This window comes from Nostoc mirabile CHAB5784 (assembly GCF_020829645.1).
GTDB classification, from domain to species: domain Bacteria; phylum Cyanobacteriota; class Cyanobacteriia; order Cyanobacteriales; family Nostocaceae; genus Nostoc; species Nostoc mirabile.
Genome location: NZ_JAIVFS010000015.1, coordinates 47,505 through 68,778, shown reverse-complemented (window position 1 = coordinate 68,778; position 21,274 = coordinate 47,505). Strand labels below are relative to the sequence as shown.

Genomic DNA, 21,274 nt, shown 5'->3' with positions numbered 1-21,274 from the left:
TGACGCTTAATTTGCAGTGGATTTCGCTATGACTCCCAGTTGCAACCCAGGCGGATAGCTACCTTCTTCTTTGATGCGCTTAATTTCAGCATCAGTTATCCGCAAATTTAACTTTTGTGCCAACGTCCGCACAATATCACCCCGGTCAATTACACCAGCTACAGCACCAGCCGGAGAAAGTACGGTAATTCGAGGTAACTGCTCATTTTCTAGTTTGTTAATTACCTCAGCTATCGTTGTTGCTTCAGCAACAGTGGGTATTTCTGTCAAGGAATGCACAATGCTGTGTAAGGTTTGGGTTTCCCATTCACTCCTTTCAATTAAACGAAAATCGTCAATGGAAACTAGACCCCGGTAACGTCCATCAGAAGCAGCAAAATAAATCTGTGAGGGAACGGTTTCCAATAGGTATAAATCGGCAAAGGATCGCAATGTCTGATCAGCATCAATTACCCGAAAGTCACGAGTCATCGCATCAGCCGCCACAACTTTAAGTAGGCTTTCTTGCAATGTAGTCATGTTGTCATAGCTGTTAGCGTTGCGGACAGCAAACCAACCTAATAGCGCAATCCACAAACCAGCTACTAACTCTCTTGTCAAGAAATCTACAACAAATCCCAAAGCGATCGCACCATAACCCAAAATTTGCCCAGCCTTTGCAGCCCAGTGTACGGCTTGAAAACGATTACCTGTAATTTTCCATAGTGCTGCTTTTAACACTTGCCCTCCATCTAGAGGTAAGCCAGGAATCAGGTTAAATAGAGCCACCACCAAGTTAATTCTCGCCAAATCTCCGACCATGACACTGAGTGGACTAGTATCAGGTATCACAATAGCTCCCAGACGCAGTAGGACAAATAGTATGATACTCACCAAAGGGCCAGCGATCGCTACTTGAAAAGCTTTGAAAGGAGTTTTAGATTCTTCTTCAATAGCAGCAATCCCGCCAAACAGAAATAGGGTAATTGAATTAACTTTAATGCCTTGCGATCGGGCTACCAAGCTGTGACCCAACTCATGTAGCAACACCGAACCAAATAGCAACAGTGCCATAACTATTCCAGCACTCCAAGCTATAACAGGCCCCCATTCCTGATAAGCTACCCCAAAGTTGAGAGTTGCCAACCCTAAAATCACAAACCATAACGGGTCTAGAAACAGGGGAATTCCAAATAAAGAGCCAATTTTCCAATTTGTTTGCATTACATTGTCCTAAAACTAGATATCGCCAGTAGTTCCTATACTGCAATATTCGCGTATATACTTATACATATATTTCTGAGCATCAATTCGATAGTGTCGAGTTACGAAATGCTCTTATTTCTAAGATAGACAATTAATGCCTGTGAGCAAAGCTCTGAAGTGGGGAATGGGGAATGGGGAATGGGGCATTGGGGACAAGGGGAAAGACTTGTTGCAAGTTCTCACCTCTTGTCTCCTTGTCGCCATCTTTGATTTAGTGGGGGTGCAAAAACGCCGCTTATTCATCCGCCAGTCGTAGAGAATACCCAACTGAATTCTGACGACTGACGCATGTATTCTCTTTCGATAACATTGATGACATCATGGTTCTTTCTCTTGCATAAATTAACTTACATAAGCCTTACAGAAAGGATTAATCCCGTTTCTAAAGCCATATAAATCCTCCGTTGATGAAGTAGCTATCGTCCCTCAAGGGGAAGGTTAATATTTCCCACCTCAGTTAGAGTGACTACACGGAGGCTGACTGGCTAATGCTCATGAGTTATTTTGCTAGAGAAAGAACCAAAATCGTTTTTAGGAATTTTGTATTGATCGCGGCATTATTTATAACGCCACGATCATCGCAAAACTACAGACGACCGATATTAGTCAGTCCTAAAACGATGCCAATGCCGATAATATGACCAAAAGCCATCGCTGCAACGAATGTTGGAATACTGACGGGCAGGATAGGGAACTTGGGGCCAACTAGGGGTTTTTCAATCCTAGTACTTAGCAAAAGAATTACTAAGCTACTGATGCTGATGATGATGCCTACTGTAGGATTCCACGCAGGTGTTGCGGGAACAGTTGCAGCTGCTGCTAGTAAAATAGATGAAATCAAGCTTTTGTCTCCTAAAATGTAGACCTACAAAATAAATGTAGACCTACAAAATTATAAAATTACCAAGGCACAAAAGTTTTTCGGATAGTTTAGACTTTCTTGATGATTATTTTAAATTTGTTAAATTTTCATGCGCGTTAAAATTTGCGGCATCACTCAACCACAGCAGTCTATAGCGATCGCCTCTCTGGGCGCAACGGCACTAGGATTTATTTGTGTGCCAACCTCACCTCGCTACGTAACTACATTCCAAATTCGGGCAGCAGTAGCAAAACTCCCGGCTAATATTGACACAATTGGTGTTTTTGCCAACGCTAGTATCCCCGAAATCAGTCAGATAGTTGTTGATTCTGGGTTGACTGGTGTCCAGTTACACGGAGATGAATTACCAGATTTTTGCTACCAATTACGTCAAGCTTTACCCAATGTCGAAATTATTAAAGCATTGAGAGTTCGGAGTCTTGAGCATCTTGACACAGCAGCTAATTACACAAATTACGTAGATACTTTACTACTTGATGCTTACCATCCCGAACAACTTGGTGGTACAGGCAAAACCTTAGATTGGACAATGCTAGAGCAATTTAACCCCAATTGCCCTTGGTTTTTAGCTGGGGGACTAACAGCAGATAATATTGTGGAAGCTTTAAGTCAGGTTAATCCTAGTGGCGTTGATTTATCTAGTGGTGTAGAACGCGCACCTGGAGATAAAGATTTAGATAAAGTAGCCAAGTTGTTTGAGAAATTGGAGAGTAGGGAGTAGGGAATGAGGGAGCAGGGGAAGCAGGGGAAGCAGGGGAAACAGGGGAGAAAGAATAACTAATGCCCCATCCCCCATTCCCCACTCCCCACTCCCCATTCCCCATTCCCTAAAAGAACGCTGATTGATGGCGAATTAAGCTAAAAAATTCTTCGCGGGTTTTGTGTTCCTCTTGGAATGCACCAACCATTGCGCTAGTGACAGTCCAAGAACCTGGTTTCTGGACACCCCGCATCACCATACACATGTGGCTAGCTTCCATCACAACGGCTACCCCTTGAGGTTCCAGAATGGTCTGGATTGCTTCGGCAATTTGGCGGGTTAACCTCTCCTGGACTTGCAAGCGACGAGAATACATCTCAACAATGCGGGCCAGCTTACTTAGTCCCACAACTTTTTGGTTGGGGATATAAGCAACGTGTGCTCTACCCATAAATGGCAGCATATGGTGTTCGCACAAACTAAAGAAATTAATATCTCGGACTAGTACCATCTCGCTATGCCCTTCATCAAAGATGGCATCGTTAACGAGTTCTTCAAGGGATTGGGTGTAGCCACTGGTAAGAAATCGCATTGCCTCGGCCACTCGCTTGGGTGTTTTGAGGAGTCCTTCGCGTTCGGGGTCTTCGCCAACTCCCAATATCAGTGTCCGCACGGCGTCCTTCATTTCCTGCAGATGTTCCTCTTTGGGCGCGGACACATCGGCTTGTCGCCCGTTGTGGGTGTTGCGATCGGGTCTAGGAGTTATCGCTTCTGCCAAATCGGGAATCAGAGGCGATTGAGAGGAATTGGAACCGTTGGAAGCAATAGTCATGATTGAGTCTTGGTTATGGTTTGAATTTAGTTATGAGTAGAGACGCGATTAATCGCGTCTGTACACGAGTTATGAGTAGAGACGCGATTAATCGCGTCTGTACACGAGTTATGAGTAGAGACGCGATTAATCGCGTCTGTACACGAGTTATGAGTTAAAAATTCTAATTCCTAACTTTTAACTCCTAACTTTGCAATTAGAGTGCGCCAGCGCTGGGCATCAGGGTTAATTCATCAATAACTGCCTGTTGTGGTAACAGAACTGTGTGGAGAATTGATTGAGCGACAATTTCCGGGGTTAACATTTTGGAACGGTCTAAGTTGGCATGAACTGTTTCTGTGTCCCAAAGTTCGGTATTGACTGCGCCAGGACAAATAGCTGTGACACGAATACCGTGGGCGCGTTCTTCTTGTGCCAGGGTTTGAGAGAGGGCTATCAAACCAGCTTTGCTGACGCTGTATGCTCCCCAGCCGGGAAAGGGTTGCTTGGCGGCAATGGAGGCGATGTTGATAATTGTGCCTGTGCCCCGATCGCGCATTGAAGGCAAAATCCCCACAATGCACTGAAACACGCTGGTAAGATTTAAGTCAATTACCTGCTGCCAGCCCTCTAGGAGGGTTTCGGTTAAGGTGCCTGTATAGGCAAGGCCCGCACTGTTTACCAGAATGTCTATATCACCAAAGTCAAGGGCGATCGCTTGGATCTTTTCTTTTACTTCGGAGATCCGCGCTAAATCTACAGCGTAAGCTTTCGCTTCCACCCCAGTATGCTCGACTGCTTCTCTTACCGCCTCCAACTTATCGAAAGAGCGGCTGACTAAGGCGACATCTATTCCGGCTTTGGCAAAAGCTAAAGCCGTTGCTTTCCCAATTCCACTACTTGCCCCTGTAATCAGGGCACGTCGTTTTTGCTCAACACTCATGGTGTCTCCCAATTTTTTGGCAATTCCCAAAGCCTATTACCATCCAATTATTCACACTTCTCGGTTTGGATATATTAAAGGAATCTAAAAATCTGATGATTTTCATTAAGTAACTGCTATGATGCACTGCAATAGTCGGTATATTGTGGGTTTTACCAGTGAAGACAACAAATCATCGCCTGGAAAACCACGCCGTACACTCAAATTAGATTACTTAATAATACAAAAGTTACTCAATCAAATTGAGTAGATTTACCAAACATGCAAATGCCTATGGCTAGATTGTTAAAAATCTTTAAGCACATAGGCAATTATAGCATTTTGCTCTGCTAATCAATCATTATGCAGCGCTGTTAGTGGGCAACTTCTGTAAAAACGCCAATTTTGCGGAATTTTTCATAGCGCAGTTGACGGCGTTCTGGAGCCGTTAAACGATTGAGTTCGTCTAAATTTTCCAACAGCACTTGCTTGAGAATGGTAGCTGCTTTTAAAGGGTCGGAATGAGCGCCACCAGTGGGTTCAGGCAGTATTTGGTCGATAATTCCCAACTTTTTCAGGTCGTGGGAAATAATTTTTAGGGCAACAGCTGCTTGGGGAGCTTTGCCAGCATCTTTCCACAGAATGGCGGCGCAGGCTTCGGGAGTGGCGACGGTATAAACTGAGTGTTCAAACATGAGTAGGCGATCGCCTACACCAATACCGAGTGCGCCACCGGAACCGCCTTCACCGATGACTGTGCAGATAATTGGTACATCTAAGCAAAACATTTCCCGCAAGTTGTAGGCGATCGCTTCTCCTTGACCTTGGTGTTCTGCTTCTACTCCAGACCAAGCTCCTGGCGTATCGATAAAAGTTAGTATTGGCATACTAAACTTGTTGGCGTGTTCCATCAACCGCATCGCTTTGCGGTAGCCGCCAGGGTAAGGCATTCCAAAGTTACGGGCAATATTGTCTTTGGTATCACGACCTTTTTGATGACCTAACATCACCACAGGTTGCCCACACAGACGACCGACACCACCAACTAAAGCCGGATCGTCACCACCACAGCGATCGCCATGTAATTCCATCCATTCATCACTAATAGCCTGAATGTAATCGAGAGTACTAGGGCGACGCGGATGACGAGCGACTTGCAGTCGCTGAGACGGGGATAGACTACTGAAAATTTCCTCACGCAGTTGCATAGCGCGTGCTTCTAGTTGACGAATTTGACCAGAAACATCGACACCATTTTCTTCTGCAAGTTGCCGAATTTGATCAATTCGGGTTGCTAGTTCTGCTAAGGGCTTTTCAAAATCTAACAGTAGCGGTTTACGCTCGGTAGTTGCCATCGTAGGGGTTATCAATTACGAGTTATAAGTTATTTATCCTTTGTCTTTTGTCCTTTGTCCTTTGTCCTTTGTCCTTTGCAAATAACAAATGACTAATGACCAAGGACAAATGACTAACTCTTAAACCAGTAGTGGTCTAAATCCATGTTTTACTGATACCCGACCAATCTGTTCCATTTTATCTACGGTAATCTGATTCCGTCCCCACGAAAAGTTCGTGTATAACTTCTCAAATTCCAGCAGCATTGATTCGGCAAAACAAGCAAACAACTGGCGGGCTGGCACGTCCATATTGACGATTTTCATAATTTTCCAGTCAATATCCAGGGAATGCTCTACAATTCCACCATTTAACACATGTACACCAGGATACTGAATTTTCGTTGCTAAGTTTTTAGGATAACCACCATCAATCAACAAACAGGGTTGTTTCAAAGTGGTGGGGTCAATTTCCACTCCTCTGGGCATACTAGCAACCCAGACTACAACATCAGCTAGGGGCAGTGCTTCTGTCAAACCCATAATTTTTCCTCGCCCCAGTTCGCCTTGCAACTCTTTGAGACGTTCTTGATCACGAGCTATCAGCAGAAGTTCTTGAACATCTGTTTTCGCATCTAGCCAGCGTGTAACTGCACTACCAATATCCCCAGTTGCTCCACATATAGCAACAGTTGCTTTTGATAAATCAATTCCCAGTTGTTTGGACGCTTCTTCCACCTGCTTACAAATAATGTAGGCAGTATGAGTATTTCCTGTGGTGAACCGTTCAAACTCTAGTTTAATGTTGCGGACTTGGCTAAACTGCTCTAACTTAAAGTTTTCAAAAATAATTGAGGAAAATCCGCCTAAAGCTGTGATGTTAATGCCGTGCTTCTGTGCATGGGCCATGGCGTTGAGGATTTTCCGCGTTGCGGCTTTGATGCGGCGACTAGCTAGCATCTCTGGCAAAAAGCAAGATTCTACATACCTTCCTTCAATTTGTTGCCCAGTTACACTGGTGACAATAATACTATCAACAATTTGCGGTGGGGCGCTACACCAAAAGTCTAGCCCTTGATCGGCATATTCTGGGTAGCCCAATTCTTGAGCTACCGATTGAGCGTGTTCCAAACTAGTCAGATGTCCAATTAGACCAAACATGTAGTGATTATTAGGCTTATGCTGTCTCGAAAGGGTGGAATTTAGTAGAGTTGGAAGAGACGCGATTAATCGCGTCTGTACAGGAGAGAGGCGATTAATCGCGTCTGTACAGGAGTTAGGAGTACGACTCATAATTTCTCAGTGATCATTTCTCACCGGAGGCAAAGCGTCTCCGGCTTTGCTCCTAACTTTTTTTAAGCGGCTATGAGTCCGTAGGCTGACAAGCGCATAATATCGCGAGTCGTAAAACCTATGTTACTTAATGCTTCACCGTACTGAATCATAAAGTCTTCTACTAAAGCATCTTTTTCCATTGCCATTGTGTGGGCATCACCCTCTACTTGGTTGAGCATTTTCCAGACGATGGGTAGGTTTTGGCGATTTGCAAGTTCAAGTTCAGCTTTGGCTTCTGTAAAATGTTCTTTCAACCAAACTTCTCCAAAGTTGAGGTGGCTATATTCTTCTTTTACTACTCCCTCAGTGATTTTGCGGGCAAAATCATCGGCAACGGGGATGTAAATGTTATATGCTGCGATCGCAAAACATTCAATAATCAAAGACTGAATCAACAAGCAAGTAACAACCTTTCCGGATGCCGCGGCGGTTTGGAAATTTTGGTGTAGTCCAGAGAAAAATTCCTTGGCAAATTGCAAATCTGGGGTTACTTGCAAATTGCGCCCACAAGCTTCAAATCCTTTCTTATGGCGGCTTTCCATCTTGGATAGGCGAATCAATTCATCATGAGATTCTGGCAGCAGTTGGGCTAGTGTGATGTAATTCTCATGGGCTTCTTGTTCCCCTTCAATCACGATCGCATTAATCCGGCTATAAGCATCTTTGTATGTTTCGCTCTTGAAATCTAATTCTTTAGATTCGTCTGTAAGCTGCTGCATGGTATCTTTACTCCTGTAAACCTGATTATTTGACACCAGGATTCAATTTACCCCATGAACTGAGGGTAATAATCACTGTGATTTAATTTAACTTAACAAGTAACTATGTTTATAGATTAACTGTTGCTGGGTGAGATGTAGTACTAGCGAAACAAATGCTTTGCAGCTCAAGTTATGTTTAAACCAAACGCGAATCTGAAATCTGGCGATTTTTTGAGCCTAGTAGTGTTACTGCTAGGGGCATTTATCGTTCTACTACCTCTGTTTGTGGTCTTTCTCACCTCCTTTGCACCGACGGCCACCAGCCCGGAAAATTTGTCTAAAAATAGCTGGTCTTTAGCTAATTACCGGGTTGCATGGCAACAGGGAAAATTTTTGCTGGCGTTTGCTAATTCTACCTTGGTAGCGATCGCTGTGACGGCGTTTCAGATTGTCACTTCCGCTTTGGCGGGTTACGCCCTAGCACGGCTGAAGTTTCGGGGACGCCAAGCACTGCTATTGGTCGTTTTAGCGACTTTAGTGATTCCCTTTCAGTTATTGGTGATTCCCATCTTTTTGGTTTTGAAGTGGGGACACCTGATAAATACTTATGGGGCGCTGATTTTACCCACTGCTGTCAACGGATTTGGAATTTTCTTGTTACGTCAGTATTTCCAGACAATTCCGGTGGAGTTAGAAGAAGCCGCAGCCATAGATGGGGCGAACCGACTGCAAATTTTGTGGCGGGTGATGTTACCTTTAGCCCGTCCGGCGTTGGTGACGCTGTTTCTGTTCACCTTCATCGGTGAGTGGAATGATTTGTTTAAGCCTCTGGTGTTTACGACGCGACCAGAATTAAGGACGGTGCAACTGGCGTTGGCTGAGTTTCAGGAGCAATTTACAAATAATTGGCCTTTGATGATGGCGGCGGTGACTATAGCGACAGTTCCAGTGATGGTATTATTTCTCATCGGTCAGCGTCAGTTTATTCAGGGTATTGCTGCGACGGGAATTAAGAATTAGCTATTACGCCGTAAGCCTCCCACTGAAACGGTACTCCGTTCAGTGGTGAGATATAAGGCGGTTAAAAATAACGCGACCTCTGACCGATTTAAGCCGTAGGCTTAATAGGAAAGGGGTCAGCGTTATTTTTAACACTCTCTATGTTTGGTAATCTATCAACCCAGTCTTCCACTATCTGCGTGACTGTTTTATCTTTCATTAGAGCATAAGAACGAAGCTTATTTAATCGGCGTTCTGACATCCTTACACTTAATCGAGAATCTTTCATGTTGTGTACCCAATGTGTACCCAATATGGTACAATACTTTTAATTGTGAGGATACATTTGTACTCGCGTTGGAGCGTCACGGAGTGAGGACAGCGTACCAATACAAGCTACGACCAACAGCAAAGCAAGCCATAGAGATAGACAGATGGCTGTCTATGCTATGCGCTCAGTATAATTTTTTGTTGGCTGATAGATTTGATTGGTACGAGCGTAATCGTTCACCTATTAATGCCTGTTCTCTTGTTTGCCATATACCAGAATTGCGGGATAACCCAGACTATTATTCACAAAAGAAAACGCTACCACAGCTTAAAAAGACTCACCCTTGGTACAGTAAAATTTATTCACAAGTTTTACAAGATGTAGTCAAGCGAGTTAAGGTTACGTTTGACCGTTTTGTTAAAGGTGATAGCAATGGCAAACGTAGTGGCAAGCCTAGATTTAAGGCTCGTGACCGTTACCGCACGTTTACTTATCCACAGATAAAAGATGGGTGTCTGCAAGGTAATTTAATAACTCTACCAATGTTCGGCATAGTTAAAGTCATTTTACATCGCCCAATACCTGACGGATTTAAAATTAAAACCGCATCAGTGACAAAAAAAGCTGATGGTTATTATTTAACTTTAAGCCTTGAAGATACAACAATTCCATCTGTTAAACCTGATTTTAATCCAGATTCAATTACAGGTATTGACCTCGGTTTAAAAGATTTTTTGACAACTTCCGAGGGTGATGTTGTCCTAATCCCTCAACACTATCGTAAATCTCAGAAGCGATTACGTGTTGTCCAAAAGCGTGTTTCACGCCGCAAAAAAGGAAGTAATCGGCGTAAAAAAGCTATCAAGCAAGTCGCCAAGCAGCACAAAAAAGTAGCTGATAAACGCAAAGACTTTCACTTTAAAACTGCTAATAGTCTACTGAAAAAATATGATGTTGTAGTTCACGAAGATTTAAACATTAAAGGACTTTCTCGTTCGATGCTAGCAAAATCTGTGCATGATGCTGGATGGTCAAGCTTTCTGTCAATTCTAAGCACCAAAGCCGAAAATGCTGGGTTGTTGGTAATTGCAGTGAATCCATCAGGTACGTCACAAGATTGTTCCAGTTGCGGGGTGAAAGTTCCTAAAAAATTGCATGAAAGATGGCACGACTGCCCTAATTGTAAATGCAGTCTTGACCGTGATCATAATGCAGCCGTGAATATAAAGAATAGAGCCGACGGTCACGCGGTTCTTAAAGCTCAACGCCTCCTAAGCAATAGCCGGATTGGTTGAGAAGCCCACACTGTACCTGTACGGCTGTCAGTGTGTGGAGTGTGTCACTATCGCTAATTTTGTAATCACCTTTATACAAGCGATCGCTATTTTGTATTGTAGTATTGTATTGTTTTGTAGTTAGACGGATAATCTAAGCAAACTCTAGATTTAAAAGGTTTATGTGCTGGAGTCGATAGTCAGTACCAAACCAACTTTAAATCTATGTTTAAATGTTTTACTGACCAATGACACCGCTCTAAGCGTTGAGCAGGATTATTTACAATGTGGAAACGGAGGGAATAGAACAATGGATAAATTAAATGAATATAGGACAAAAGTTAGGCAACTGTTAACTAAATATCTCCAGTTTAAGCCTAGTTACGGAGATGTAGAAGTCGAACAAATTTTTGATACAGAACATGACCATTATCAAATTATTAGCGTTGGATGGAACAATCAAAAGCGGATTTATGGGCCAATAATGCACATAGATATCAAGAATAATAAAATTTGGATTCAACAAAATACAACGGAGGCGGATATTGCTTTAGAACTGATGGAAATGGGTATAGATAAACAAGATATTGTGATTGGTTTTCATACTCCAAAAATGCGTCAGTTATCATGATTTGCTGTGGACTAAAGGAGAGAATAATATTAAAGAAATATATTTTATTAGGATATTAGGTAGAAAAATAAATTAAATATAAAACCGTAGTTGTACAGATAAAATAATTGCTAATTTTGCGTTTGTACTGAAATCGAAATGCTCTGTTCATAAAAATCATAGATTATAGTAGTGGCAGGATGAAAAGCGAGGGATTTAAAAGATTGTAATGAAATACATATTCTGCGTTGAGGCAGAACATTGTTGTGTGCCAAATCTTTATTAATTGTGTGCAAAAGTGAAACTATATAAACTCTGATAAAAAATAAAAACCTGATTACCGATTTCGATGTACGCTAAAGTTGCTGTACAGCAACTGTTACTTCTTTAGAAAAGTGCGATATCAACTATGAGCCAGCGCTCCACTTGGGGAGACCCCAAGTGGAGCGACTGGTGTGGGTTGGGGGGATCAAGTCTTATCCGAACCGTATTGCAACGACTCCAGTATTCTGAAGTCGTTTTGCTCCTTAACACAATCTAGTCAACTACAAATACCCACTTTGTCAGTTTGTTTAATTAAGCTATGTTTGGTAAATAAAATAAGTAGCCCACATGATCGGCTGTTATTCCACACTTGACACAAAGCATTGTGAGTGCAAAACGTCTGCCAGAAACCATTGCCCATGTCAGAATTACCCGCCAATCCTGGCAACACGGCTTCCTTGAAGGCGAAGTGAATGCGGGTGAGTTTGAGTGGCATTTCCAGTGGCATTTTCGCCGGGGAGAACTTGCCGTCAAGCCTTGCCAAGGCCGCGCCTTAATCAAAGAACCCCTCGGTCGATTCTTGGAGCAACAAGATTACCAGCTAGAGCCTGGAGGAGATTATGCTTTTACTATTCGGGCGGAACTTTAAAAGTTAAGAGCCATTCAATTTTGGATTTTAGACTTCGGCTACGCTCAGTCGAACGATTTTGGATTTTGGATTGAAGAAAAAATCTAAAATCTAAAATTGGCTGACTGCTGATTCCGTGAGACGATTTAAGTATCTTTCGATTAAGAGGATGGCAACAATGTCATCTATCGGTCTTGGTGGCTGTCGCAGACCTTGTGGCAACAGCTTTATTAGCCCTTTGGGTGGGAACATTTGCCAATAGCGATCGCGTGCTTCTAAGGTTGTGTAGCGCTCATCCACTAAAATAATACTCAACGGTTCTGTCAATTCCTGATATAATGTCTGTCTCCACTGCTTGGCTGTAGTTTGGTCGCCCATCACCATCAAGGAGATCGGAAACCTTTGACGCAGTGTCTCAATGGTAGCGATCGCCTCTTTTGCTAAGACGACCTGATGATAATACAATTGCCGATCCAGTCCCATCACCGCTAAACCACACTTATCTCGACCTGGATCAAACCCTAATATGACTGGTTGCGTTGGTGAAAATTCACGGAAAGCCATAATAAATTGAAAATTAAAAATTAAGAATTAGAAATGAATAAATGCAATCACAGCAACTATTTTGACTGCTGTTCGATATGTTTAAATCTTACTAATAAGAGTGTGCAAATAATGTTTTAAGTACTAAAAATAATTTGTCCGTTGACTATTGCCACTAATTTTACTCTCAATGGGCCGGCTGTATAAGTGTCCTCTGCTGCGATCGCTTTAATCTCCAATGGTTGATTGTACTGTCTTAATTGGCTGACAAAGCGCAAAAAAGTCCCTTCTACTTGCACATCTTCGACAATTCCGGCATTACGGGCACGAAATTGGGAAGCAGAAATCAGTATTTCCAGTCGCTGCTGTAACTGATAGGATGTCATGGTTTTGGAATCGGCAGTAGTTGTGGCCAGCACTGCGCCTCCCGAAAAAACCAATTGATTTCGGGCTGTATCGGCGAAAAATTCTATCTGCTTTTCTCCCCTGACGTAATTACCAGCCGAGAAAATTCGCACCACGTATTCTTGACCATCGCCAATCTGCTTGCTCAATTGCTCAACCCTATCCTGGGTAACGCGCAGTAGCTCTACATTTGCAGGATTTCCACCAGGCTCACTTAATTCGAGGTTGGCGTTGCGATTGGCTTGTTGTAAAAGTTTTACCACTACCTGGCGACCAGCAGCAGGTTGGGTAACACGAACTACACCAGCAGACAGAACTTGACCGCGAACTATGGCTAGCTTACCCAGACGCAGGTCGCGGTAAGACTGATAATATTTTTCCAGCCTTGCAACTTCCAGTTCTAGTTGCTCCTGTTGTCCTTCCAATTCTTTGAGGCGCGATTCCCGTGTGGCAATCACTTGCTCTCGCGCTGCAACTTCTACATTACGCTTTTGAATCAATTGATCGAGTTGGGAGATTTTTTGATCGCGCACTTCTATGGCTTCTTGGCGATTAGCAAGTTCGCGATCGCGTTTTTCAATCGCTGTTTTGGCTTCGTCAATAGCTTTTTTAGCTTCAGCGTACAGTCGTTGACGTTCTGTCTTCAGTAGTTCAACTGCCGCTTGTAGCTCCTTTCTCTGATTGTAAACGCTTTGCAATTCAGCTATAGCTTTTTGGTACTGAGTTACAACTTGTCCTAGCTGGCCTTGAGTGCGTTGGAGTTGAGTTTGAGTTTGAGCTTGTTGACTAATGGTGCGGTTCAACTGAGCTTGTGTTTGGCGTTGTTTGGCATTCGCCGCCTGCAAATATTGATTAATTACCTGCAAGTCTTGTTGTGCTTTTGCTTGGGCAATTCTTGCTTGATTTAGCTCACTCTCTACCTGACTTTTCTGAGTTTCTGCGGTTTTTAGCTGTTCCCGCTTCTGTCTGAGGTCTGTTTGAATATCTTCTAATTCAAAGACTCCCTTTCGCAAGCCTTCGTCGGCAGCGAATAAAATTCCTAAGGTTGATGCTGAAATCAAACCGCCCGTAAAAATAGTTACCAGTACAGCAGTATTTTTCGGACGTAGGTTAAAAAGTGAGAGGCGGGCTTTGCCAACTCGTGTGCCGATGCGATCGCCCACGGTTGCAATTACGCCTCCCAGAATTAAAATTGCTGCGATGAGGATGTATCCGGTGGTCATCTTTAGCTACCGAAATCCTTCCAGATACAGCCTACTACTTTTAAGCATTGTCTGGAAAGAAGTGGAAATTGGCAATAGCTGAAATTACTCAATTTTAGATTTACCTCTAGCTATTAGTGTCATTTTTCAAAATACAACACGCGCCGATTCCCCTTTTTCCAATTGCATTTATGTGAATTGCCTACTTAAGGTAACAGGTTTATGCACAGTAATTTTCTTTTTGTGGATAGAAATCATCTTTTTTTCACGCAAATCCCCTAGTAGCCTAGTAACGGTAACACGAGTTGAACCAATTGCCTCTGCGATCGCTTGATGAGATAACTTCAGATCAATTGTGATCCCATCTGCACAAGGAACCCCAAAATCCCGACAAAGAATCAGCAAAAAACTTACTAACCTAGAACCCATATCTCGGTGAGCGAGAGTTTCAATCATCATCTCTGTCTGTAAAATGCGCGAAGACAGACCTCGCAGCATTAACATTGATAATTCTGGATTTTCCTTGAGTGCTTGCTCCACTTGTTCAATTGGTGCTGACAGTAATTCCGCAGGCGTAAATGCAACCGCATGGTAAAACCGATCCGACTTATTTCCCGTCAGCAATGACAATACACCAAAAACACTATTTTCCCGCAACAGCGCTACCGTTATTTCCTCTCCTGCCTCGTACACCCTGGAAAGTTTAACAGCACCTTTCAAAAGAAAATAAACTCGTTCGGCAGGATCGCCAGGAAAAAAGATCGTTTTATTGCGTTCAAACGTTTCCACAACTGGCGGAAACGCCCCGGTCGCCATCTGACGAAATACATTTGCTAGGGCTTTATCTTGTGTCACGATCATCTCCCTTCCCCTACCCAATGCCGGAAAAACAAAAACTGATTACCTAAGAATACACCCGAAAAATGAATAAAGCACCGTCAACCTTTCTGTACTTTCCTATACTCAAACTAATCTCTTCATAACTCTTTGTTTATAATGATACATAATTCTTGATCCTTTAAGCTACTAATTGTTGATAAGTACTTCCAATAGCTGTATTAAAAAGGGTTTTTTAAAGAACAAATAAAGTTATTTTGGGAATATCTTTAGGAAAAATCAAGATTTTTGTCACAGCAAACACTCTTACCAATATTCATTTTTGCAACTCCTGTATAAAACAAAGACAAAACGTGCCTCAGATTCTAGTATGCTCCTAGATGATCGATCGCATTAACAATTTATATGCTAAATCTGACTGGAAAAAATGCTCTTGTTACAGGTATTGCCAATAACCGTTCGATCGCTTGGGGCATCGCCCAACAGCTGCATAAAGCCGGAGCAAACCTGGGTATTACCTACCTGCCTGATGAACGCGGCAAGATGGAGAAAAAAGTTGCAGAATTGGTAGAACCCCTCAACCCCAGCTTATTTCTTCCCTGTAATGTCCAAAATGATGAACAGATTCAATCTACCTTTGAGACAATCCGTGAACAGTGGGGGAAGCTAGACATCCTCATCCATTGTCTTGCCTTTGCCAGCAAAGATGATTTGACTGGAGATTTTAGTCAAACTTCTCGTTCTGGCTTCAACACCGCCTTAGAAATCAGTACCTACTCGCTGGTGCATTTAAGTGGTGCAGCTAAACCTTTGATGACAGAGGGAGGTAGTATCGTTACATTGACGTATTTAGGCGGTGTCAGAGCAATCCCTAACTACAACGTTATGGGAGTTGCCAAGGCGGGGTTAGAAATTAGTGTACGTTACCTAGCCGCCGAACTAGGGCCGCAAAATATCCGCGTCAATGCCATCTCCGCAGGCCCCATCCGCACTTTGGCATCTTCAGCAGTGGGTGGTATTTTGGATATGATTCATCATGTAGAAGAAGTAGCTCCCCTACGACGCACCGTCACTCAGCTAGAAGTGGGCAACGCTGCCGCTTTCTTATGTAGTGATTTGTCTAGCGGCATTACCGGACAAGTGCTGTATGTAGATGCAGGATATGAAATTATGGGAATGTAAGATAATTTGGGGAGTGGGGAGTAGGAGTGGGGAGTAGGGGGAGTAAGTGAAGAATTATTCTTACCGATTCCCCATTCCCCATTCCCCATTCCCCATTCCCCAGTCCCCACTCCCACTCCCCATGCAAACAACCAATCGCCAAGTTAATTCAAACTACGACCAGTCAACTAAAACCCCTCGGATTGCCACTGTTCACCGCACCACTGGTGAAACCAATGTGCAAGTTACCATCAATCTGGATGGTAGAGGAACTTGCACGGCAGCCACAGGTGTTCCGTTTTTGGATCACATGTTGCATCAAATTGCTTCCCACGGGCTGATTGATATAGATGTTCAAGCCAAGGGAGACTGGGAAATTGATGACCATCACACCAACGAAGATGTAGGTATTACCTTGGGCCAAGCTTTGAACCAAGCACTAGGCGACAGAAAAGGCATTGTCCGCTTTGGTAATTTTCTTGCGCCACTGGATGAAGCCTTAGTTCAGGTAGCGCTAGACTTTTCTGGACGCCCTCACCTCAGTTACGGCTTACAAATTCCTACTCAGCGTGTAGGAACCTATGACACCCAACTCGTGCGCGAATTCTTTGTGGCACTCGTGAACCATAGCCAAATGACACTGCACATTCGGCAACTGGATGGCATTAATTCCCATCACATTATTGAAGCGACATTTAAGGCGTTTGCGAGGGCAACACGGCTGGCGGTGGAAATTGACCCTCGCCGTGCTGGTCTAATTCCCAGTTCTAAAGGCGTTTTATAAAGCTAGTACCGCAAGGCAAAAGTCAAAATTCAATAGTGACACATGTTTTAATTTTGGGCTTTCTCGCTGTAATGAAATGGTAAGTTTATTTCCGCCGTGCTGTACTAGCCAGAATTACTTGCCAGGGCTGACATTTATAGGGTTCATTCAGCTACTCTGTTTGCGATAATTGACACACAGGTTAGTGATGGTTATTATCAGCCTATCGGGTAACTTGTAATTAGTGCCAAGCTGGTAATTAGTAATTGAACCGAGATGAAGTCTGTTGCAGATGACCCTGATTCTCAACTTAATACGACAGACACTCCGCCAGTAGTCCTGACTTCTGAGTTGCGAAAAGTCTATCGCACTGGTTTTTGGCTAAATCAAAAAGTCGTATCTCTCAAAAACTGTTCTTTAAGAGTTTATAAAGGCGAAACCTTTGGGTTGTTGGGGCCAAACGGTGCTGGGAAAACCACCCTTTTAAAATTGTTGCTAGGAATTATTCGCCCTAGCTCTGGACGGGGACTATTATTGGGTAAGCCAATAGGCGATCGCACTATCAAGCAACATATCGGCTATCTGCCGGAAAATCCCTATTTGTATGACTATCTCACTGGCTGGGAATTTTTGCAGCTAGCCGCCGGACTATTCCAAATTCCCCAAAGTGTCCAACGCCAACGCATTCCCCAACTCCTGGAATTAGTGGGTTTATCCCAAGCCGATGCCCGCAAAAAGCTGCTGCGTCGCTATTCTAAAGGAATGCTACAGCGTGTCGGTATGGCACAGGCACTAATTAACGAGCCAGATTTGGTCTTTTTGGATGAACCGATGTCTGGTCTTGATCCGGTGGGACGCTACCAAATACGGGAAATTATCCTGGCGCTAAAAGCTGCTGGTAAGACGATTTTTTTCAACAGCCACGTTCTTAGTGAAGTAGAACAGATTTGCGATCGCATTGCCATCCTCGCTCAAGGTGAATTAATTTGCTCTGGTTCCCTCAATGAACTCTTAGGCATAAACAACACCTATCACGTCAAAGGTCAAGGTGGTGACTGGGAAATTCTTAAAAAATGGATACCCACTCTCAGATTTGAACCCGATGGTTCCTGGCAAGGTACACTACAAGACGATTACTATGATTTTCTTGCCAGTCTTCGTCTCATGGAGGGTAAAATTATTGCCATGAATTTGTCGCGTTACTCCCTAGAAGAGTTTTTTATTCAACAAATCCAAAGAAAAAGTGACTCGCTGAATTAATCTTGTTGCCAAATAGTAAATTTTGGGTTGCCTTGAGCAACAAAACCCAAAATTTCTGCCTTTTTGAGTTCATCTTTCTGAAGCAAACCGACTAAAAATAAAATTCCGATCTTTTTTTAAGGTTATTTGTATTTATTTAATGAACTTGTTCATAATTTTGGTAGCCCTAGCAGATTTAAACTCACAGTTTAAATGTCGTAAAATTGACTTTGAGAAGAAAATTTTATTCGTAAGTACTTTATTGATTAACAAAGAAATTATTGTATAAACTGCGTTTATTTGCGTAAGTCCTAATATTTTTGATAATTTCTATATTCAAATTTGCTTAACTTTAAATTAACTTCACTAAAAATTCAAATTAAATAGACAAATTTCCTCCGGAAAATGGCACTTTTCGAGGAAAATAAGAGTGTTGGGGAACATGAATACTTAGGTATAGTCAAAATAAAAATGTTTAGACAGTACTTTATTGATTGTAGTTTCAGAGTCTCAGGTAAATATGCTTAACACAACTTTGTTTAAATTCCTAACTCGGCCAGTTGTGGGTGTGGCTTTGTTAACTGCTGTCAATGCCGCTGTGCCATCTGCCAGTCTAGCTCAGGGACAACCATTACCACCAACTACACAAACACCAACCACACCAACACAATTAGATACTAATTATTCATTAGGAGGCGGCGATCGCATCCGTGTAAATGTATTTGAAGTACCTGAATATACAGGTGAATATCAAATTCCCCCAGGTGGAGCAATCAACCTACCTTTAATTGGCAGTGTGTCAGTCCTCGGTCTAACAACTGAACAGGCTGCTGACGAAATTGCTAGAAGATATGCTCGCTTCCTGAAACGTCCCTTAATCTCAGTCAATTTGTTATCGTCTCGTCCGATTAATATTTTCGTTGCCGGAGAGGTGACACGTCCAGGCGCTTACACCCTGAGCTTGAGCGGAGGCGCAGGAGACAATCCCGGCGTACAATACCCCACTGTATTAGCCGCACTGACAACAGCACAGGGGGTAACCTTGGCTGCGGATGTGACTCAAGTTCAATTACGGCGTAAAATAGGGCGCTCCTCAGAGCAAACCGTCAGTATCAATTTGAAGGAACTCATCCAAACAGGCAGGTTATCACAGGATATTACCTTGCGGGATGGAGACACTATAGTTGTACCAACTGCAACTAACTTCAACGTGGCAGAATCCCGCAATATATTTGCATCTAACTTTGCCGCTAGCCAAACCACACCCCGCACGGTAACAATTATCGGTGAAATTAACCGTCCCGGTTCCTATCTTGTCACCCCAGCTAGCACAGATGCACAGGGGGGAGGCGCAACCACTAATAGTGGTACTACCACTCCCAATGGTCTACCAAATGTGACGCGGGTAATTCAACTAGCCGGGGGAATTACAGCACAGGCTGATATTCGTAATCTCAAACTACGCCGACTTACAAGAGCTGGTTCAGAACAAGCTATAGATATCAATCTTTGGCAATTATTGCAGAGTGGTGACGCCAATCAAGATATAATCGTGCAAGACGGAGATACGATTGTGATTCCAACGGCAACTGAAATCATTCCCGCAGAAGCCACTCAATTAGCTACCACTACTTTGTCTCCTGCACGCATTCAAGTTGGTGTGGTAGGTGAAGTTAAAAACCCAGGGTTAACAGACGTTCAGCCAAATAGCTCTTTAAATCAAGCTATACTCGCTGCTGGAGGATTTAATGATGCCAGAGCTAGTAGTGATGCTGTTGATTTGATTCGCCTGAACCCTAATGGTTCTGTGACTAAACGTATAGTAAAAGTGGATTTCTCCGCTGGGATTAATGAGCAAACTAATCCCATACTCCGCAATAATGATGTTGTGGTAGTCAACCGATCTGGTTTAGCTAAGACTGGCGATACCACAAACACTATAACTGGGCCTCTAGGCGTTATTTTTAATATTCTGAGGTTGTTCGGAATCTAGTTTAAAATACGGTTGTAAATAGGGGACGTTGATCAACCCTCTTCGTCCCCAGAATTGCACTATGTATCAGTCAAGCTCAATAGTCAAGAGTTAATATAGCCCTACTTAATAATTTGTGAGAGAAAAAAAGCTGAAAAGCTTATAAATAATAGGACTTACGCATTGACAATGAATACCAAATATGGATTAAGGTTAAAAACCATATCTTTTGTAAGGGCACAGCAATGCTGTGCCCCTACAGCATGGTCTATTTACGATCGCAGGATAATTAAGAAAAGCCTGAAAACTTCCTATTTTAGGTAATGGACATCACGATGCATTTGTACAGTGCGTAAGTCCTAAATAAGTATTTTTATCTCCGTATTTTTTCACAATTTAATTTGGATTGCTATACTATAGAAAACAACTATAGACTCATGATAGCAGTATTAAATTTAGGACTAGCCCTTTCAAGGTGACTGGTAAAATAAGATTGTTTTTCTCAGTGCTCTCTGTGCCTCTGCGGTTTAAAAGTAATTTATTTAACCGCAGAGGCACAGAGAAGGCAGTGCGCCCTTGCAGTTTCCCAACTTGTACCCCTATGGGGATCTTGCTACGCTCTTAGCGTTCCCGCTCTTTAGCAACTGGCTTGCCTTTAGCGATCGCTTCCTCGCAAATTGCATTTTTTATCCCAATTTTAGGATCTTTTTAGGTAGTATTACTTCTTTACAAATACTATAGACCTAAAGTTTTCACTGAAGATTATTAATCTGCTATTGATAGGCTTTTTGAACTTTGTTTTAGTTACTCTAATTTTTATGGTAATGATAATGATAATATTTTGCAATTTATTGACGTAAATATAGCCTTCACAGCCTTTTGGCTATTACTTGATTCTTATTATCATAAGAATTATTTAAGTAAATTAATTAATTGATGACAGATATAGTATCTTAACCTTAGATATCATGTATACACAGTACAATAATCTCAAATTGGAAATGACGCCATTTGTACAGTTGCTTGGTGTCCATTAATGAAGTAACTCTCGATACTGAATCATTTTATTTCAGTAATTTTACTATATAGTTGCTATTTTTTGGAAGACAAGCTAAAAAGGCTTTTCAGGCATATTTACGTGGGAATTCTCAGGTGAAAACCTCATAAATGCTGTA

General features: G+C 42.6%; 21 protein-coding genes. 10 read left to right on the top strand and 11 right to left on the bottom strand.

The window, feature by feature from the left end; translation table 11 throughout:
* Positions 1-6 precede the first annotated feature (6 nt).
* A complete protein-coding gene (locus tag LC653_RS12545; protein ID WP_229494786.1) occupies positions 7-1,203 on the bottom strand; it encodes a site-2 protease family protein in 1,197 nt (398 codons plus the stop codon).
* Positions 1,204-1,339: 136 nt separating this feature from the next.
* Between LC653_RS12545 and LC653_RS12540 the strand changes: the two genes are divergently transcribed.
* Complete coding sequence (locus LC653_RS12540) at positions 1,340-1,501, top strand: hypothetical protein (protein WP_229494785.1); 162 nt, start codon at positions 1,340-1,342, stop codon at positions 1,499-1,501.
* A gap of 330 nt (positions 1,502-1,831) precedes the next feature.
* Here the strand turns inward: LC653_RS12540 and psaK are convergent, their stop codons facing one another.
* Positions 1,832-2,086 carry a photosystem I reaction center subunit PsaK gene (gene psaK / locus LC653_RS12535; RefSeq protein ID WP_229494784.1) on the bottom strand — a complete coding sequence of 85 codons (255 nt, stop codon included), beginning with the start codon at positions 2,084-2,086 and terminating at the stop codon, positions 1,832-1,834.
* A 130-nt stretch (positions 2,087-2,216) separates the two neighbouring features.
* Here psaK and LC653_RS12530 point away from each other — a divergent pair, with 130 nt between their 5' ends.
* Positions 2,217-2,849, top strand: coding sequence for a phosphoribosylanthranilate isomerase (locus tag LC653_RS12530; protein ID WP_229494783.1), 633 nt, complete (start codon positions 2,217-2,219; stop codon positions 2,847-2,849).
* Positions 2,850-2,955: 106 nt separating this feature from the next.
* Here LC653_RS12530 and folE read toward each other — a convergent pair whose 3' ends face one another.
* From folE to LC653_RS12505, 5 genes are all read right to left on the bottom strand, one after another.
* Positions 2,956-3,660 carry a GTP cyclohydrolase I FolE gene (gene folE, locus LC653_RS12525; protein ID WP_229494782.1) on the bottom strand — a complete coding sequence of 235 codons (705 nt, stop codon included), beginning with the start codon at positions 3,658-3,660 and terminating at the stop codon, positions 2,956-2,958.
* Between the two features lie 196 nt (positions 3,661-3,856).
* The gene (locus tag LC653_RS12520) at positions 3,857-4,582 is read right to left on the bottom strand and encodes an SDR family oxidoreductase (RefSeq protein ID WP_229494781.1); all 726 of its coding nucleotides are present in this window, start codon (positions 4,580-4,582) and stop codon (positions 3,857-3,859) included.
* Between the two features lie 353 nt (positions 4,583-4,935).
* Entirely contained in the window at positions 4,936-5,916 is a 981-nt protein-coding gene (locus tag LC653_RS12515; protein ID WP_229494780.1) for an acetyl-CoA carboxylase carboxyltransferase subunit alpha, read from the bottom strand.
* Positions 5,917-6,036: 120 nt separating this feature from the next.
* Positions 6,037-7,056 (bottom strand): long-chain acyl-[acyl-carrier-protein] reductase, encoded by a 1,020-nt coding sequence (locus tag LC653_RS12510; RefSeq protein ID WP_100898944.1) that lies wholly within the window; start codon positions 7,054-7,056, stop codon positions 6,037-6,039.
* 194 nt (positions 7,057-7,250) lie between these two features.
* A complete protein-coding gene (locus LC653_RS12505; RefSeq protein ID WP_229494779.1) occupies positions 7,251-7,949 on the bottom strand; it encodes an aldehyde oxygenase (deformylating) in 699 nt (232 codons plus the stop codon).
* A gap of 174 nt (positions 7,950-8,123) precedes the next feature.
* On the opposite strand from LC653_RS12505, the gene LC653_RS12500 reads away from it, so the two are divergent.
* The gene (locus tag LC653_RS12500; protein ID WP_229494778.1) at positions 8,124-8,951 is read left to right on the top strand and encodes a carbohydrate ABC transporter permease; all 828 of its coding nucleotides are present in this window, start codon (positions 8,124-8,126) and stop codon (positions 8,949-8,951) included.
* Positions 8,952-9,039: 88 nt separating this feature from the next.
* Here the strand turns inward: LC653_RS12500 and LC653_RS12495 are convergent, their stop codons facing one another.
* Positions 9,040-9,219, bottom strand: coding sequence for a hypothetical protein (locus LC653_RS12495; protein ID WP_229494777.1), 180 nt, complete (start codon positions 9,217-9,219; stop codon positions 9,040-9,042).
* Between the two features lie 83 nt (positions 9,220-9,302).
* Between LC653_RS12495 and LC653_RS12490 the strand changes: the two genes are divergently transcribed.
* The 3 genes from LC653_RS12490 (at position 9,303) to LC653_RS12480 (ending at position 11,998) form a co-directional block, all read left to right on the top strand.
* Positions 9,303-10,496: an RNA-guided endonuclease InsQ/TnpB family protein gene (locus LC653_RS12490; RefSeq protein WP_229494776.1), complete on the top strand. Its 1,194-nt coding sequence runs from the start codon at positions 9,303-9,305 to the stop codon at positions 10,494-10,496.
* Between the two features lie 289 nt (positions 10,497-10,785).
* Positions 10,786-11,106 (top strand): XisI protein, encoded by a 321-nt coding sequence (locus LC653_RS12485; RefSeq protein ID WP_229494838.1) that lies wholly within the window; start codon positions 10,786-10,788, stop codon positions 11,104-11,106.
* A 628-nt stretch (positions 11,107-11,734) separates the two neighbouring features.
* Positions 11,735-11,998 carry a DUF3146 family protein gene (locus LC653_RS12480; RefSeq protein WP_229494775.1) on the top strand — a complete coding sequence of 88 codons (264 nt, stop codon included), beginning with the start codon at positions 11,735-11,737 and terminating at the stop codon, positions 11,996-11,998.
* Positions 11,999-12,088: 90 nt separating this feature from the next.
* Here LC653_RS12480 and LC653_RS12475 read toward each other — a convergent pair whose 3' ends face one another.
* From LC653_RS12475 to ntcA, 3 genes are all read right to left on the bottom strand, one after another.
* Positions 12,089-12,541, bottom strand: a complete 453-nt coding sequence (locus LC653_RS12475; protein ID WP_229494774.1) for a RuvC family protein — start codon at positions 12,539-12,541, stop codon at positions 12,089-12,091.
* A gap of 116 nt (positions 12,542-12,657) precedes the next feature.
* A complete protein-coding gene (locus LC653_RS12470; RefSeq protein ID WP_229494773.1) occupies positions 12,658-14,148 on the bottom strand; it encodes a DUF3084 family protein in 1,491 nt (496 codons plus the stop codon).
* A gap of 168 nt (positions 14,149-14,316) precedes the next feature.
* Positions 14,317-14,988, bottom strand: coding sequence for a global nitrogen regulator NtcA (gene ntcA, locus LC653_RS12465; protein ID WP_017652326.1), 672 nt, complete (start codon positions 14,986-14,988; stop codon positions 14,317-14,319).
* Positions 14,989-15,369: 381 nt separating this feature from the next.
* Between ntcA and fabI the strand changes: the two genes are divergently transcribed.
* From fabI to LC653_RS12445, 4 genes are all read left to right on the top strand, one after another.
* Positions 15,370-16,146, top strand: coding sequence for an enoyl-ACP reductase FabI (gene fabI, locus LC653_RS12460; RefSeq protein ID WP_229494772.1), 777 nt, complete (start codon positions 15,370-15,372; stop codon positions 16,144-16,146).
* A gap of 121 nt (positions 16,147-16,267) precedes the next feature.
* Entirely contained in the window at positions 16,268-16,909 is a 642-nt protein-coding gene (hisB, locus tag LC653_RS12455) for an imidazoleglycerol-phosphate dehydratase HisB (protein WP_229494837.1), read from the top strand.
* Between the two features lie 255 nt (positions 16,910-17,164).
* Positions 17,165-18,148 carry an ABC transporter ATP-binding protein gene (locus LC653_RS12450; RefSeq protein ID WP_229494771.1) on the top strand — a complete coding sequence of 328 codons (984 nt, stop codon included), beginning with the start codon at positions 17,165-17,167 and terminating at the stop codon, positions 18,146-18,148.
* Positions 18,149-18,647: 499 nt separating this feature from the next.
* Positions 18,648-20,120, top strand: coding sequence for a polysaccharide biosynthesis/export family protein (locus LC653_RS12445; protein ID WP_229494770.1), 1,473 nt, complete (start codon positions 18,648-18,650; stop codon positions 20,118-20,120).
* Positions 20,121-21,274 lie beyond the last annotated feature (1,154 nt).